17 protein-coding genes are annotated in these 16,148 nt (G+C 38.9%); 8 read left to right on the forward strand and 9 right to left on the reverse strand.

The genetic code is table 11. From position 1 onward, the window contains the following. The first annotated feature begins 1 nt into the window (after nucleotide 1). Nucleotides 2-1,417, forward strand: coding sequence for a SpoVR family protein (locus MHI41_RS04775; protein ID WP_017360348.1), 1,416 nt, complete (start codon nucleotides 2-4; stop codon nucleotides 1,415-1,417). Between the two features lie 50 nt (nucleotides 1,418-1,467). Here the strand turns inward: MHI41_RS04775 and MHI41_RS04780 are convergent, their stop codons facing one another. Then, nucleotides 1,468-2,832 (reverse strand): alkaline phosphatase, encoded by a 1,365-nt coding sequence (locus tag MHI41_RS04780; protein WP_129548198.1) that lies wholly within the window; start codon nucleotides 2,830-2,832, stop codon nucleotides 1,468-1,470. 354 nt (nucleotides 2,833-3,186) lie between these two features. Between MHI41_RS04780 and MHI41_RS04785 the strand changes: the two genes are divergently transcribed. Then, on the forward strand, nucleotides 3,187-4,017 hold the full coding sequence (locus tag MHI41_RS04785; protein WP_008348987.1) for a C40 family peptidase: 831 nt from the start codon (nucleotides 3,187-3,189) through the stop codon (nucleotides 4,015-4,017). A 456-nt stretch (nucleotides 4,018-4,473) separates the two neighbouring features. Then, nucleotides 4,474-5,874, forward strand: coding sequence for an amino acid permease (locus MHI41_RS04790; protein WP_008348986.1), 1,401 nt, complete (start codon nucleotides 4,474-4,476; stop codon nucleotides 5,872-5,874). Nucleotides 5,875-6,118: 244 nt separating this feature from the next. Here the strand turns inward: MHI41_RS04790 and MHI41_RS04795 are convergent, their stop codons facing one another. From MHI41_RS04795 to MHI41_RS04805, 3 genes are read right to left on the reverse strand one after another with little or no spacing between them, the layout of a single operon-like run. Beyond that, nucleotides 6,119-6,409, reverse strand: coding sequence for a hypothetical protein (locus tag MHI41_RS04795; RefSeq protein ID WP_008348984.1), 291 nt, complete (start codon nucleotides 6,407-6,409; stop codon nucleotides 6,119-6,121). Then, nucleotides 6,397-7,455 (reverse strand): anti-sigma factor, encoded by a 1,059-nt coding sequence (locus MHI41_RS04800; RefSeq protein ID WP_024719964.1) that lies wholly within the window; start codon nucleotides 7,453-7,455, stop codon nucleotides 6,397-6,399. The genes MHI41_RS04795 and MHI41_RS04800 overlap by 13 nt, the downstream gene beginning before the upstream one ends. Next, a complete protein-coding gene (locus MHI41_RS04805) occupies nucleotides 7,448-7,939 on the reverse strand; it encodes a sigma-70 family RNA polymerase sigma factor (protein ID WP_008348979.1) in 492 nt (163 codons plus the stop codon). The genes MHI41_RS04800 and MHI41_RS04805 overlap by 8 nt, the downstream gene beginning before the upstream one ends. Nucleotides 7,940-8,325: 386 nt before the next feature. On the opposite strand from MHI41_RS04805, the gene MHI41_RS04810 reads away from it, so the two are divergent. After that, the gene (locus MHI41_RS04810; protein ID WP_017360344.1) at nucleotides 8,326-8,928 is read left to right on the forward strand and encodes a 1-acyl-sn-glycerol-3-phosphate acyltransferase; all 603 of its coding nucleotides are present in this window, start codon (nucleotides 8,326-8,328) and stop codon (nucleotides 8,926-8,928) included. Between the two features lie 38 nt (nucleotides 8,929-8,966). Here the strand turns inward: MHI41_RS04810 and MHI41_RS04815 are convergent, their stop codons facing one another. Further along, the gene (locus MHI41_RS04815; protein WP_008348975.1) at nucleotides 8,967-10,298 is read right to left on the reverse strand and encodes a hemolysin family protein; all 1,332 of its coding nucleotides are present in this window, start codon (nucleotides 10,296-10,298) and stop codon (nucleotides 8,967-8,969) included. Nucleotides 10,299-10,356: 58 nt separating this feature from the next. Beyond that, nucleotides 10,357-10,797 (reverse strand): MerR family transcriptional regulator, encoded by a 441-nt coding sequence (locus tag MHI41_RS04820; RefSeq protein ID WP_008348973.1) that lies wholly within the window; start codon nucleotides 10,795-10,797, stop codon nucleotides 10,357-10,359. A gap of 335 nt (nucleotides 10,798-11,132) precedes the next feature. Here MHI41_RS04820 and MHI41_RS04825 point away from each other — a divergent pair, with 335 nt between their 5' ends. Beyond that, nucleotides 11,133-12,515, forward strand: a complete 1,383-nt coding sequence (locus tag MHI41_RS04825; RefSeq protein WP_342494597.1) for a hemolysin family protein — start codon at nucleotides 11,133-11,135, stop codon at nucleotides 12,513-12,515. Nucleotides 12,516-12,604: 89 nt separating this feature from the next. Further along, nucleotides 12,605-12,997: a hypothetical protein gene (locus MHI41_RS04830; protein ID WP_017360342.1), complete on the forward strand. Its 393-nt coding sequence runs from the start codon at nucleotides 12,605-12,607 to the stop codon at nucleotides 12,995-12,997. Here MHI41_RS04830 and crcB (MHI41_RS04835) read toward each other — a convergent pair. From crcB (MHI41_RS04835) to MHI41_RS04845, 3 genes are read right to left on the reverse strand one after another with little or no spacing between them, the layout of a single operon-like run. Next, entirely contained in the window at nucleotides 12,994-13,359 is a 366-nt protein-coding gene (gene crcB, locus MHI41_RS04835) for a fluoride efflux transporter CrcB (RefSeq protein WP_060780925.1), read from the reverse strand. The two genes, MHI41_RS04830 and crcB (MHI41_RS04835), sit on opposite strands and share 4 nt — an antisense overlap. Continuing rightward, the gene (gene crcB, locus MHI41_RS04840; protein ID WP_060780926.1) at nucleotides 13,360-13,761 is read right to left on the reverse strand and encodes a fluoride efflux transporter CrcB; all 402 of its coding nucleotides are present in this window, start codon (nucleotides 13,759-13,761) and stop codon (nucleotides 13,360-13,362) included. Further along, entirely contained in the window at nucleotides 13,761-14,477 is a 717-nt protein-coding gene (locus MHI41_RS04845; protein WP_342494598.1) for a glycerophosphodiester phosphodiesterase family protein, read from the reverse strand. The genes crcB (MHI41_RS04840) and MHI41_RS04845 overlap by 1 nt, the downstream gene beginning before the upstream one ends. A gap of 305 nt (nucleotides 14,478-14,782) precedes the next feature. Between MHI41_RS04845 and MHI41_RS04850 the strand changes: the two genes are divergently transcribed. Together MHI41_RS04850 and MHI41_RS04855 are read left to right on the forward strand one after the other, a co-directional pair. Next, a complete protein-coding gene (locus MHI41_RS04850; protein ID WP_008359843.1) occupies nucleotides 14,783-14,884 on the forward strand; it encodes a YhdX family protein in 102 nt (33 codons plus the stop codon). A 164-nt stretch (nucleotides 14,885-15,048) separates the two neighbouring features. Further along, nucleotides 15,049-16,137, forward strand: coding sequence for a mechanosensitive ion channel family protein (locus tag MHI41_RS04855; RefSeq protein ID WP_017360337.1), 1,089 nt, complete (start codon nucleotides 15,049-15,051; stop codon nucleotides 16,135-16,137). The last annotated feature ends 11 nt before the right edge of the window (nucleotides 16,138-16,148 follow it).

Raw genomic sequence — 16,148 nt, forward strand, 5'->3', positions numbered from 1 at the left:
CTTGAGCGTATCTGAAAAGCGTCTTTTACAACGAGCCATTGATGAAATTACAGAAATTGCAGAAGGATTTGGTCTAGATTTTTATCCGATGAGGTATGAAATCTGTCCCGCGGAGATTATTTATACATTCGGTGCATATGGCATGCCAACACGATTTAGCCACTGGAGCTTTGGAAAGCAATTTCACAAAATGAAGCTTCATTATGATTTAGGATTAAGCAAAATTTATGAGCTTGTGATTAATTCAAATCCTTGCTATGCCTTTCTCCTTGATAACAATTCGCTTGTTCAAAATAAACTAATTGTGGCTCATGTCTTGGCACACTGCGATTTCTTTAAAAACAACTGCCGTTTCCAAAACACAAAACGAGATATGGTGGAAAGTATGTCAGCGGCAGCAGAGCGAATTAAAGAATATGAACATATCCACGGTACAAAAGAAGTCGAGTCCTTTTTAGATGCTGTATTGGCATTGCAGGAGCATATTGATCCGTCGCTTGTTCGTTCAAAATTAAGCTGGAATCTCGACGATGAAGATGAATATGAAGAGGACAAACCAAAACGTCAAACGCCATATGATGATTTGTGGGGAATGGATGAACCGAAAACACGTGAGAAAAAGAAAACGATCAAGCAATTCCCCCCAAAGCCAGAAAAAGATATTTTGCTCTTTATCGAGGCACACTCCCGGGAGCTAGAGCCTTGGCAGCGGGATGTGCTGACGATGCTGAGAGAGGAAATGCTCTATTTTTGGCCACAGCTAGAAACGAAAATCATGAATGAAGGCTGGGCATCGTATTGGCACCAGCGGATTATGCGTGAACTTGATTTAGATTCAAGTGAATCGATTGAATTTGCCAAATTAAATGCAGGTGTCGTGCAGCCATCTAAGACAGGAATCAATCCTTACTATTTAGGGCTGAAGATTTTTGAAGATATTGAAGAGCGCTACGATCATCCATGCGAGGAATTAAAAAAAGCCGGAGTGACGGAAGGGTCAGGTCGCAGCAAAATGTTTGAAGTGCGAGAAATTGAATCAGACATTTCTTTTATTCGAAATTACTTAACGAAAGACCTTGTGATGAGGGAAGATTTGTACTTGTTTCAAAAGCAGGGGAGAGACTATAAAGTCATTGATAAAGAATGGAAGGCAGTCCGTGATCAGCTAGTCAGCATGAGGGTCAATGGCGGCTTTCCGTATTTGACAGTCATCGATGGCGACTATTTAAAAAACAACGAACTCTATATTAAACATTGGTATGAAGGCATTGAGCTTGATCTCAAATACTTAGAAAAGGTGCTTCCATATTTGTATCAGCTATGGGGAAGAAGTGTGCACATCGAGTCAGTTCTTGAAGGAAAAGAAGTGATGTTTTCATACGATGGAAAAGGGGTTCATAGGAAGTATCTTGCTTAATGATCAAAAAAGATGTCTACGACTAGACATCTTTTTTTGTGATTAGCACTTTATTGATTTTTCAGCAGTTTGAAAATGTGTTTCGCTTGATCTGTATTTTCCATGAGCCCTTTTAGCTGTTCGCTTGTTGGTCCATAAGCATAAAATGGTACTTCATCCCCTGTATGACCCGATGTAGTCCAGCCTGTATGAGACCTCGTATTAATGACTTTTTCGATGGCATCATCAATTTGAACAGGATCTTTTGTTTCAGCTGCCTTTTGAATAGAGGCGATTTCCTCTTTTGTGAAATCAAGGTCGATGTATTGTTTGAGCGCAGTCTCGACTGTCATACCCCCTGCAATTTTGTTTGCAATAAAATCAGGTGTCTTCTTTGCTGCTTTGACAGGCTGATAATCCCAGCTACCCGAACCGTCTGCCCCGAAGGAAAGGCCACCAGTTGAATGATCTGCTGTCGTGATGACTAACGTGTTTTTATCCTTTTTTGCGAAACGAATGGCTTCTTCAAATGCTTTTTCAAAATCTTTCATCTCACTCATCGCACTGACAATATCGTGGTCATGTCCAGCCCAGTCAATTTGACTGCCTTCAACCATGAGGAAAAATCCTTTTTTGTTTTTAGACAGCTGTTTGATGGCTGAGGATGTCATGTCTTGCAAGGAAGGGGTCGTTTTATCACGATCAATTGCTTTATCGAGACCACCGTCAGCAAAAATGCCTAACAATTTTTGCTGTTTGTTTTTTTGTAAGTCAGCTTTATTGGTTACGTAACGATAGCCTGCTTTTTGAAATTCTTTCGTCAAATCACGATCTTTGCGGACAAAATCGATCAGTCCTCCGCCAAGCATGACATCGACTGTATGCTGTTTGCCAATTTTCTCATCGAAGAAATCATCAGCAATGGCTGCTGTGTTTTTTCTAGACACATCGTGGGCGGCATACGCAGCAGGTGTCGCATTGGTTAATTCAGATGTGACGACGAGACCAGTAGACTTTCCTTTGCGTTTTGCTTCTTCTAATACTGTTTTTAGTTTTTTGCCATTTTTGTTTACACCAATGGCGTTGTTGTATGTCTTTTGACCAGTTGCCATGGCTGTACCAGCTGCTGCTGAATCAGTAATGTTACTTTTAGAATCATCAGGGTATGTTTTATGCATGCCAGTGAGGTAAGGGTCAAACGCTGTTTGCTTGGAAAGGTCACCGTTATGTTTAAATGAGCGGTAAGTTGAAAGGTAAGGTGTTCCCATGCCATCTCCAATGAGCACGATCACATTTTGTACGTCATTTTTTGGTTTCTTTTTAGCCTCAGCTTTGTCAGCCTGTCCAAATTCAATTCCTGAAAAAATACCAATCGATAACACTGATGCGGCTGCGATTGCAGCTATTTTCGTTTTCGAGCTTTTCAACACACTCATTCATTTTGCCTCCTCATTGTTTATGTATCGCTCTCACGTTTACAATGGTAGAGCAGAAGTGTGGATTCCAAATGACAGCACCGTAAAGTTCACTTTAAAATTGTAAAGGTCCACTTTACATAGAATGAACCAAAAAGAGAAATGAATGTATGATTTATCTATGACAAGATGCATTTGTTTTGTCATGATTGTGTAATAAAAATGAAATAAAAAGAACCCTAAAAAAAAATAATTTTTGCCGAATTAATAAGCATAATGTCGTAGGAAGTCAAGACTATTTCTTCTGGTATTCGATCCTTATAATAGAAAGTAGATAAAAATTCGGATCACGATAGATACATACAGGAGGAACAAATGAAAAAACAATTGATCACAGCTGCAAGTGCAGTTCTACTTGGGACGACATTATTTGCCGGAGCTGCCTCAGCACAATCAGTAAAGGTTCAAAAAGGTGACTCTCTTTCTGTTCTAGCGAAAAAATACAAAACAACCGTGAGTAAGATTAAATCAGACAATAAACTGAAATCTAACACGATTTATGTTGGACAAACTTTAAAAGTGAATGGTACTTCTTCAAAAAAGGTAACGAAAACATCAAAAACAACAACAAAAGTAAAAGCGTCTTCAGCGACAGCCACTCATAAAGTTGTCAAAGGTGATACTTTATCTAAAATCGGCAAAAAATATGGAATGACAGTGAAAGAGCTGAAATCGTTAAATAAACTCAAAACAGATCTGATTAAAATTGGACAAAAGCTGAAAGTGAAAAAGACATCCAAAGTGAAACCAACACCTGTCAAAGAAAAAACAGTTGCTACTTCTTCTTTAAACACGTCTAAACTCGTAGCAGATGCGAAAGCACAAAACGGTACACCATATAAATGGGGTGGAACGACACCGAAAGGCTTTGATTGCAGCGGTTTTATGTGGTATATCATTAACAAACAAACAAAGATTTCAAGACAAACAACTGAAGGTTTTTGGGGATCAATGAAAAGCGTCTCAACACCTAAAGTTGGAGATTTTGTCTTCTTTACAACCTATAAATCTGGCCCATCTCACATGGGTGTCTACCTTGGGAACAACAAGTTTATCCACGCTGCTTCTGATGGTGTGACGATCAGCGATATGACTTCAAGCTATTGGAAGCCAATTTACCTTGGCGCAAAGACATTTGTAAACTAATAATGGATCTTAAGAGACTGCTTACTAGGCAGTCTCTTTTTTTGTATATCGTTTGCGCAGCTAAATCAGTCCTTTATCATAGCTCTCTATGAGTCTAAAGGCTTTTAAATAAGCAAAAGTGAAGACAAGTTATCAAAAGAATAATTTTATTTTCACTTTATAAAAATTATATCAAAAAAGTATAATTTTGTATGTTGTATAATAAATAGAAGAAGCCAAGCTATGATTTGAATAAAGATTGAAGAAAATCTACCCTGATGATTGACAAATATTTTGTTGATAAATAAGAATTTTCACTCTATTTTGAAAAAAAGTGTTTTCATTTTTTAATTTTCATATATAATAATTTTACGCCACTAATTTATTGCGCTAAATTAAATCTAAATATTCAGAAAATAAAGTGAATTACGAAGTGGTGGCGTCTTTAGACGGATACTAAGTTTTGGGAGTGATGGTATGAGCAATTCGTTGTTTAGAAAGAAGAGCATTTCAGAGCTAATTGCGGCAACACAAGGGGAAAAAGCGTTAAGAAAGGAATTAGGTTCATTTGACTTAACGATGCTTGGTATTGGAGCGATTATCGGTACAGGGATATTTGTACTGACAGGTACAGGCGCCGTCACAGCAGGACCAGGACTTGTTTTATCATTTGTGATTGCAGGTCTTGCATGTTTATTTGCGGCATTGTCATATGCGGAATTCGCTTCCACAGTGCCAGTATCAGGATCTGTTTATACATTTACGTACGCATCTATGGGAGAATTTTTAGCGTTTATCATTGGCTGGGATTTGATATTAGAATATATGCTAGCCGCTAGTGCCGTTTCAGCAGGCTGGTCAGGCTACTTTGTGTCGTTTTTAAATGGGATAGGGATTCATATACCGGTTGAATTAACAGCAGCACCAGGTGGTTTAAAGGGTCAAGTGACATATTTTAATCTTCCTGCATTTATTATTTTAATGATCATCACCTTCTTGCTGTACTTCGGTATTAAAGAGTCAAAACGAGTCAACAACATTATGGTCATTATGAAAATTGCGGTGATTCTGCTCTTTATTTTAGTCGCTGTGAAATATGTAAAACCTGAAAACTGGACACCATTCGTTCCTTTTGGAACTTCAGGCGTGTTAAGTGCAGCAGCTCTCGTATTCTTTGCATTTATCGGATTTGATGCAGTTGCTTCTGCGGCAGAGGAAACAAAAAATCCATCCCGCAACTTGCCAAGAGGAATCATCACTTCCTTATTGATTTGTACCGTGTTGTATGTGGTAGTCAGTGCGATCATGACAGGCATTGTTCCATTTATGAACTTTGAGGGAGTATCCCATCCAGTGTCTCTTGTTTTACAAGTAGCCGGTCAAAATTGGGTGGCGGGTATTGTAGATGTTGGGGCGATTTTAGGGATGACCACGGTCATGCTTGTCATGCTGTACGGCCAAACACGTGTCATGTTTGCCATGTCTCGTGATGGCTTGGTACCAAAGGTTCTTTCAAAGGTTCATCCAAAACATAAAACACCTTATATCAATACTCTTTTCTTTGGAACATTGTCAGCATTAATGGGTGGATTCATTCCGCTTGATGAGCTGGCAAGTCTAGTGAACATCGGAACACTTTCAGCTTTCATTTTGATTTCAGTTGCTGTCATTGTCATGAGAAAAACACAGCCTGATTTACCGAGAGCATTCAGATGCCCCGCAGTGCCGCTCATTCCAATCTTGGCTATTCTATCTTGCGGACTGCTCATTTATAAGCTTGGCACCATCACATTTGTTCGTTTCTTAATCTGGCTTGCCATTGGGCTTGTTGTCTATTTCTTATATTCAAGAAAGCACTCCGAATTAAACAAAAAATAAGAGTGTACAGAAAAAGCCAGTCAAGTATGACTGGCTCAGCGTGTAGACAAACCTTCGCATTCTTTGTCAGTTCTGCGTGCTGGTGCTCACGAATGTCAAATTCGCTCCGCTCCAGTACTCGTCCTTCATAGACTTCAAAGGTTTTCAGGTCACGCTGAAAAGAAGACAAAGGGCTAAAATAAACAACATTTTAGCCCTTTGTCAACAATCTGAAAGCCAGTCAAGTATGACTGGCTTTTTAGTATTAAAAACCTAATTGAAGATCGACATCAATGGAGACGATCGCATAGACACAAACGATGACAAAAATATTCAGAACGACGCCTAGGAAACCTGGTCCAGTGCGGCCTTTTTTAATGAACAGTTCAATCACACCGAATGGAACTGCGGCCATTGCAAAAGGAAGCATTTGAAACGAATAAAATGTCACATTGCTAATAATGGCGAGGTTCAGCATGAGCAGCGATAAAATAGCGGTGCCGACCGAAATCCAGCCAAACACATTATGCTCTTTAAAAATTCTTACCAATTCCATAATTCCACCTCGCTCACTTTGGCCGTTTTAATGCGTTTTGTCTTCACAAATTTCTCTATTTCTTTAGAAGGACCTGTGACAACAGAACCGTAAACCGTGACACCATTTTGATTGATATAGCGTATTCGGTTAGAGAGGTCAAGTTCAGGTCTGCCAGAGATCGTTTTTGCCCAGGATGGATGCTGGTTGACATAGGCGAGGGCATCTTTGAACTGATCAACCTCTGTTTTTGATGTGTGCTGAAGCTCTTTTAAAAATTCAGAGTCTTTCCCAGGAAAACCGATTGGACGCTGATTTCCACTTAATGAATCTTCTGTTTTGATCGCATTCCAAAGCACTTTCATATCATATTTTTTAGCAAATGAATACACGTCTTTCGGTGTGTATGCTTTGTCATAGGATACATACACTTCACTCACTGTTCCTTCAGGTAGCTTATCTAGAGTAGTGAGTGTTTGTTTTTTAGATGTATCTGCCTGAGACGAAGGGTGCGTAAAGAAATCCTCCGTATTACGTGCGCTGTCGCCATAATAAGAGATCGTAGGCTGCTTTAATTTATCGAAAAACATTTCGATTTGTTCACTGCCGATGGCTTCTGTTTTATTGCCAATTTGTTTTTGCAGCTTAAGTTCTGTATTCATACCAAACAGTTTGACCTGTCCTTTTAAATCCTTCATATCAATGGCGACATTCGGTTTTGTTAGGGCGACTGTTACAGCGGCCGTTTCCATAAAATGATTGCCTTTACTGTCTGCTCCACCAACGCCGTAGTATAGATAACTACCTAGTGTACAAAGCGGTAAAATAATCAGTGTAGATATGACAGCAAGCACAGAAATACGTAAATAGGACTTTCTTTTTCCGTATTGTAAAATGGCTTTTTGTTTTTCAGGACTGATGGAGAAGTCTGTCCAATCTGAGTCATTCAGTTCTTGGCTTAAGCGTTTTTCATTTTCTTCGAGCTCTTCTTCAAACGCCATCATTTCTTCCTCGTTCATCTCGCCATTATTATATTGTTCCCATCGCTTATTAAACTCTTCATTCATCATTAACACCTCTGTTATATAGTGCTTTTAGGCGCTGCCTTGCACGAAATAAAACACTTTTAAAATTTGCTTCAGTAATATTCATGACCTTGGATGCTTCTTTGTAATTTAGTTCTTTTAAATAATACAATGTCAACGCTTCCTTGTAGTTATCTGGAAGTTGCTCCAAATACATGTTGAGAACTTCTTTTATTTCAATCTGTTCAGCGGGACTTTGTACAGACGTTTGTAAAAGGCCGCCAATGAGATCATCCGATATGGTCACTTCTTTTTTATGTTTCCTGACATAATCAATAAAAGCATTTCGTGCCACCTGAAATAACCAAGGTTTCACTTTGCTATGGTCGTAGGAATGAATATGTATATAAGCACGCATAAAGGTTTCCTGCAATAAGTCCTCTGCCAAATGTTTGTCTTTTGTCATGGAGAGCAGAAACCTGTAAACATCGTTCATATACATTTGATAAATTTCATCGATCGTCACTGATTTTTCTCCCCTCTATGTTATACACGCATAAGAAAGGCATAAAGTTGCACGAAACTTCTCATAGGCCGTACATTACTCATCTCTTTCACCGAATCAAAATCATTTCTCCTTATCATAGCGAAATTTGCATCATTTATAAAGTGTTTTCAATAGAACAAATCAGGAAAAAAACTCAAAAAACGACAATTTTGGACACATTTCTTCCTCTATTCTCTCCTAAAAACACATGCTTGAATACAGAAGGAGCGGTCATCTTAAGTGAAAAGATGATTTTAGTGAACCGTCTCTATTTTATCAGCAGGAGAAAATTTTTAGTACCAGGTAATAAAAAATTTGTTATAATAGAAACAAATCCTTCATTCTTCAAACAAAGGAAGTGCACTATGTATAAATTTTCAGGCTATACCGTCAAAGCATTTTTTGCTCTCCGAGGCGGAATCAAAGTATATCAAAAAGAGAATCTGCCAACAGACCGGGGGTTTGTCATTGCTTGTACGCATGAGGGTTTTGTGGATGTTCTTGCATTAGGCGCAGGAATTCTTCCGTTTGAGATCCACTACATGGCGAAAAAAGAGTTGTTTGCAAATAAATGGATCGGCGGATTTTTAAAGAAGATTCATGCTTTTCCAGTTGATCGAGAGAATCCTGGGCCAAGCAGTATTAAAACGCCCATTAAATTATTAAAAGAGGGGAAAATCGTTGGGATTTTTCCAAGCGGAACACGTACAACAGAAGATGTTCCTTTAAAAAGAGGGGCCGTTACGATTGCGCAGCTCGGCAAATCACCAATCGTTCCAGCAGCGTACAAAGGACCTTCTAATGCAAAAAGCCTTTTTAAGAAGGGGAAAATGCGCTTAATTATTGGTGAACCGATTGAGCTGTCTGAATTTGATCATCTGCCGCCAAAAGAAAGATTAGGTGCGATGACAGAGGTATTAAACACAAGAATTAAAGAACTTGAAGCTAAGTTAATCGAAAAGGGATAAAGAAAACGACCACTTGCTAAGGCAAGGGTCGTTTTTTCTTAAGAAGCGCCTTCTTCAGCTGCTTCTAATAGTTGTTCGTTTAGTTTTTTGACTTCGATGTATGCCACATGGTGTCCATCGACTTCATTAATGATAAATTCATAGCCTTGTTCACGAATCGCGTCATTTTTCTCGACTTCATATTTTTGTGTAAGGAACCAGCCGCCGATTGTGTCGACTTCTTCGTTATCAAGTTGAATACCTAGTAGCAGGTTGACTTGATCCACAAGAACCTTTCCATCAAAGATATAGTGGTCTTCTCCTAGTTTACGCACTTCGTTGATTTCATCAATATCGAATTCATCACGAATTTCACCGACGATTTCTTCAAGGATGTCTTCAACTGTCACAAGTCCTGCTGTACCGCCATATTCATCTGATAAAATGGCCATGTGTACACGCTCACGCTGCATTTTAAGCAGTAGATCATGAACAGGAACCGTTTCAATTACATGAATAATTGGGTTTACAAAATGTTCGATCGTATCACTTGTGGAACATTCACCACTAATACATGCAGTGAGTACTTCTTTAATATTCACAACACCGATAATGTTGTCTTTATCGCCATCTTCAATTGGATAACGTGTATATTTCTCGACCTTGGTCACTTTCAGCATTTCCTCAATCGTAATATCATGCGGGAAGCTGACAACTTCGGTACGAGGAATCATAATTTCTTTCGCCAGACGATCATCAAATTCAAAAATTTTATTCACATATTTGAATTCAGACTGGTTAATCTCGCCGCTCTTATAGCTCTCAGATAAAATAATCCGCAATTCTTCTTCAGAGTGCGCCATGTCATGCTCAGATACTTGTTGAAGACCAAATGCTTTCGTTAATAAACGAGCAGATCCATTTAACACCCAAATGAACGGAAACATCACTTTATAAAATATCATAAGCGGTCTAGCAAATAGAAGGGACACTTGCTCAGCCTTTTGAATGGCGAGTGTTTTCGGTGCAAGCTCTCCAACCACGACGTGTAAAAACGTCATAATACTAAACGCAATAATAAAAGTGACAATAGAACTAGCTGATTGAGGAATGGACAGCTCTACAAATAGTGGAGCAAGCATGTGCGCAATTGTTTCTTCCCCTAACCAACCAATCCCAAGGGCGGTAATGGTGATACCAAGCTGACATGCCGATAAGTACTCATCAAGATGAGTGGTGACGTGCTTGACAGCAACTGCTGTTTTATTACCTTCTGCAATTAATTGATCAATTCTTGAGCTTCTTAAGCGAATGATCGCAAACTCCGATGCAACGAAAAACGCGGTTAAAGCTATAAGTAAAGCAACTATGAGTAAATTCACTATGTCCAATTAAGGCCTTCGTTCTGACTTTGAGAACGAAGGTAACACCTCCTGTTTAGTAAAAATTTTAACTTAACAGCAGTAAAAATGATTGGACAGCCGTCATTTTTTCAGGAGTAAGCTGCTCTTTTAGTTTTTCACGTTGTTCTGGCTGAAGCTGCTTACAACGTGCCAAAATGCGGTCCATATGCTCATTCATCCGATCGATATCTGAGGTTAAATGGACAAGTTCATCAGGATCTTCCTTTTGAGAAGGGAATTGTTCATCTAATCTGGATTTGATGTCAGAAAGAGCCAATCTCTGCTGTTTGCAAAGAACGATTAATTGTAATCGTTTTAAAGCATGTTCATCGTAATAACGATAATTAGAGCAAGATCTAACAGGCGCAAGCAACCCTAGATTCGTATAATAATCTACAGTTCGTTTCGTCACCTGTGCAATCTGTGCTAGTTCACCAATACGATACTTTTTCTCAGCCCCATCTGAACATCTCCTCCTAACCGTCACGTTATAGTTTATGAAAATAGTTTAATATAATTCGAGTCTGAAATACAAGATAATTGTTCAGATTTCCTGCCAATATGAAGAAACAAAGGGCATTTCCATCAATTTAGGTTGTCATCTTTAAAATACTGTAGCGATACAGGAATTTTCAGATTATTTATGGTAAGATAAAATGAATACCGTTTCATATATATGTAGAGAGACGGATTTTACGTGAACCGGAGGTGGTTAAGTGGGGCCCTCAAAGTAGTCTTATTTAATCAGTTAACCGTTTTGCAAAAGATAACATCATCAATCAGGAGGTGACTCCTTGTTCTTCTAAGAAAGAGCAAGGTTAAATGGACGATATTGTTAATCTGAGTATAGTCGGAGTTTTGATTGCTTTAACAGCTTTCTTTGTTGCATCTGAATTTGCCATTGTAAAGGTGAGAAGTTCAAGAATTAATCAGCTTGTTGCCGAAGGGTCCAAAAAGGCTATCATGGCGAAAAAGGTGACATCAAGGCTAGATGAATATTTGTCAGCCTGCCAGCTCGGTATTACAGTGACATCCCTTGGTTTAGGGTGGATCGGTAAACCGGCAGTAAAAGAACTTTTGGTTCGAGGTTTTGGTTTGACAAACATTCCTGATTCAGCAATCAGCCTGATCTCAGCAACACTTGCGTTCTCTATTATTACCTTTTTGCATGTAGTTGTTGGCGAGCTTGCACCAAAAACACTTGCCATACAAAAGGCAGAAAAAATGACGCTTTGGCTGTCAGGACCGCTGCATGCATTTTATATCCTTATGTACCCTTTTATTTATGTGTTGAACGGGTCAGCCCGTGTACTAACGAAAATGATGGGCATCGATATGGGGTCTGAAAAAGAACATTCCCATTCCGAAGAGGAATTAAAGATTTTATTATCTGAAAGCTTAAAAAATGGGGAAATCAACTCATCAGAGTATAATTATATGAACAAGATATTCGATTTTGATAATCGAATCGCAAGAGAAATTATGATACCGCGAAGAGAAATTTGTGCGATTCCAGAAGATATGCCGTTAGACGAAATACTTGCGATCATGACAAAGGAAAAGTACACACGCTTCCCAGTGTTTTCAGGGGATAAAGACCATGTCATTGGCATGCTCAACAAAAAGCAGCTCTTTGCAGATATTGTGTATCAAGGAGAAAAAGATCAACTGAAGCTTCAAGATTATATTTATCCAGTGATTGAAGTGATTGACACGATTCCAATTCAAGAGCTTCTCGTCAAAATGCAGCGCGATCGAATGCATATGGCGATTTTAACGGATGAATATGGCGGGACATCTGGACTTGTCACAACGGAGGATATCTTAGAAGAGATTGTTGGAGACATTCGAGATGAATTCGATGAAGATGAGCAGCCGGTCATTCAAAAGAGAGCGGAGCATCATTATATATTAGATGGAAAAGTGAGATTAACCGAACTTCAAGATTTGATTGACCTTTCATATGAAGATGATGAAATTGATACAATTGGCGGTCTCATCTTGAAGGAAAATATTGATATCCAACAGGAACAATCCATTTATCTTAATGATATTCGAATAAAGGTGCTTGAAATGGATGGGCGCTATATTAAAAAGATCGAATTGAAAAAAGGTGTTACAGCAGCTGAAAATGGAAATGCACTGACTGGTCTTGATGTAAAAGAGCCACTGTTAGTAAATGAAATGACCTTGAGCGAAAAATAAGCTCAAGGTTTTTTTAGGTATTTAGCCTCTTTTTTGAGAATGTATGTTCGTATATAATAAGAACAAACGTTCGTAAAAGGGGGATGGACATGCTCTGGTATGAAACAGCAAGTATCACGGAGAAAAAAACCTCAATGAAACGTATTGAGTTTCATTTAAAAAATTTCAAGAACTATCAAGCGGCCATTTTAAATATTGAAAGACAGCTTGAAAAGCGAAGTTCTCTCCAACATCATCATATGGCACGTCAAAAATTAGAAGAGCAGAAAAGTCAGTATGAACTGATTGTTGCTTGTATTGAAACGGCTTTAAAAGAATTGGATGAAATAGAGCAGCAGCTCATTGATTATAAGTATTTTCGAGATTGGCGCATGGCAAAATGTGCAATCGAAATCGGCTATAGTGAGAAGACACTATTTTTAATGAAGCGCCAGCTGATGGATCAACTGCTCATCAGCCTAGCTGCCATCACAGATATTTAAAACAGAAGTTGTCCTATTTGATAAAACACCGCAAAAATGCATAAAGAGCCGATAATTGTCACAAGTAAATAGGCAGCAAGCTTTCCTATTTGACGCTGCATCAGCATCGTCGCAGATTCTACACTAAACGTAGAGAATGTGGTAAAGCCGCCAAAAAAACCGGTTCCTATGATCACTAGCAGTGGATGATTGGACGTTACAGCGCCTGTGAGAAAACCTAAACCGGCTGCACCTAATAAATTAATGCAAATAATACTGTACGGGAAAAGGGCATGGGATGGAGTTTTCTGGATTGTTTGGCTGATGAAGAAACGACATGCACTGCCGATCCCTCCAGCTACAGCTGTATAAAAAACAATCATTTATCTGCTTCCTTTCTGCTGCTTATTTTGATGAAAGAGCCGTTCAGCAAGGATCAGGCCAGCTAAAGCAGCGGCTACTCCAGCAATGACTGAGAGCAGGATGTACATCATACTTAAATTGAACTGCCCTGCCTGTAACAGAAGAACTGTCTCTTTAGAAAAGGTGGACATGGTCGTAAACCCGCCGCAAAACCCTGTTCCAATCAAAGCTGCAAGATCTTTTTTTGCTTTCTGAAATAGAAAGTATCCTGTCGCAAAACCAAGAAGCAGGCTGCCAGAAATGTTTTCAATCATCGTTGCATAGGGGAATGTCTGGCTGATGACAGTTTGGCTTAGTTCATATCTGCAAAGTGTACCAATCAATCCACCGATAAAAACGGCGAAATAAGTTTTCATCTGCATCATTTCTCCTTTTGAAAAAATAGCGGGTTATCCGTTACCACACCATCAATTGGGTATTTTTTGATTCGATCCGCTGTTTTTTGATCTTTTACAGTCCATATGAATACTTCCATTCCGACTGAATGAATACGATCAATCCACCATCTATTGATCATCGTTTTCTTCATATTAAGACAATTTGCAAACGAGCTGTATGTCGTTAACTTTCGTTTTGTTAGTTTAAATGCATCAGGCTTTATAATCAAAGCTGTGCGAAGAGAAGGGGCGAACGCTTTGATTCTTTGCAGTGCATGAACATCAAAAGATTGAATCATGATATGACGAGAATAGGCAAACCGATTGATGATGCGGGCAACTGCCTTTTCGATTCCTATCTGCCGTTTTGGGTGTTTGATCTCGATCAATATCCCAATCCGCTGACTGTATCTTTCAAGAATTTCTTGTAATGTTGGAATTCGTTCATTCGTATACTGTTGGTCAAACCAGCTTCCTGCGTCCAGTTTTTTCAACTGATCAAGTGTATAACTTTTGACTAAGCCGTTTCCGTTCGTCGTTCGATCAACGGTATCATCATGGATGACGACGACGTGCTGATCCATTGTCATTTGTACATCTAATTCAATATAATCTGCTCCTTGCTCGACAGCTACATCAAACGCAGCGATTGTATTTTCTGGGGCGGCGCTTGATGACCCTCTATGTGCGATAATATACACTTGCTCCAGCTCCCTGACATAAGTTCTGGTCTTATCATATCAAATGCTTTGGTGGTTTTCCTTCTTTACTATATGGAGAAGAAGAGCGCCGTATTATCATGGAACCTCATGTACCGAAAAAGCTTGATGTATCATTTTGAAAAGTTACAGGAATAGAGCAAGCTTTGATTGAGTAAACCTGAATTACATCAATTTTTCTTCGATCAATTTTGTCCAAATCGTCAGCGTTCGTCAAAATATTAGTGCTTTCGTCATGTTGACTGAAAATTCTGATGTTTTATAATGATGAAAAGGAGGCGAGATGATTGGGTAAAGGGAGAATTAGAGTGGAAGAACGTATTAAGGTCGAAACGGATGCTGAAATGTTTAAAGCGACTCTCCTTGATCAGGCTCAGAAGAAAAAGTAGTTTGCTGCCCGTCGATATGTCTCAAGCCAAAATTTCATAATTGAACATCATGCCTCGGGATAGGTCCCGAGGCTTTTTATATAGAGGTCAGACATTTAAGAGAGGACATAAACGAAGGTTATATTATAAACTAGAGAGGATTGTTTTAAAGGAGAGAGACAGAGATGTTTACACAAAAATGGATGGATACATATTTTACAGTCGATATTGCGATCCAAATAGGCATTAGCCTTTGTATTTTATTGCTTTTTTTATTACTTCGAAAAGTATTTACAAAATACTTGTTTCACCTGCTCTTTAAGCTGACAAATCGGTCTAAAACCGAAGTCATTAACCAAATTGTCGTGGCGTTTGAAAAACCTGCGAGACTGTTTTTTGTGGCACTAGGTTTATATTTTGCGTTAAGACAAGCCCCATACTTTGAGCACCATATGGATGTCATTGTCAAATTGTATAGATCCTCTATTATTTTGATGCTGACGTGGGGACTTTGTAATCTAACCGCAGCTTCTTCCTTCTTATTTCAAAAAGTGAATTCAAAATTTGAATTAGAGATGGATGATATTTTAGCGCCATTTTTATCAAAGGTTCTTCGTTTTATTATTATTGCACTGAGTATTAGCGTCATTGCACAAGAGTTTAATTATGATGTGAACGGACTTGTGGCAGGGCTTGGTCTAGGTGGTCTTGCTTTTGCGCTCGCTGCGCAGGATACAGTGGCGAACTTTTTTGGAGGAATTGTGATTATTACAGAGAAGCCTTTTACAATGGGCGATTTTGTAGAGACTCCAAGTGTACTTGGGACTGTAGAGGACATTACCTTCCGAAGCACAAAATTTAGAACACCTGCTGAAGCGGTGGTGACTGTACCAAATTCGACCCTTTCAAAGGAGCCGATCACAAATTGGACGAGAATGAATAAACGTCAAATTACGTTCTCCGTTCGCGTATCTTACAATACACCGAAAGAAAACATTGATAAGTGCATCAAACGTCTGAAGCAAATGCTTTATGAGCATGATGGGGTTCATAAGGAAACGATTATGGTGAATTTCGATGTGCTGGCAGACAGCTATTTAAACTTATTCTTTAACTTTTATACAAACACAACGGCTTGGTCTGAAAACCTGGATATTAAGCAGGATATTAACTATCGCATTATTGATATTTTCCATGAAGAAGGGGTAGAATTTGCTTTCCCTGGACAGACCATTTATATGAAACAAAAAGGTGAGAAACAGCTCGGTGAATAAAGGAGGAATGG

This window comes from Bacillus sp. FSL M7-0307 (assembly GCF_038627835.1).
GTDB lineage: Bacteria > Bacillota > Bacilli > Bacillales > Bacillaceae > Bacillus > Bacillus altitudinis.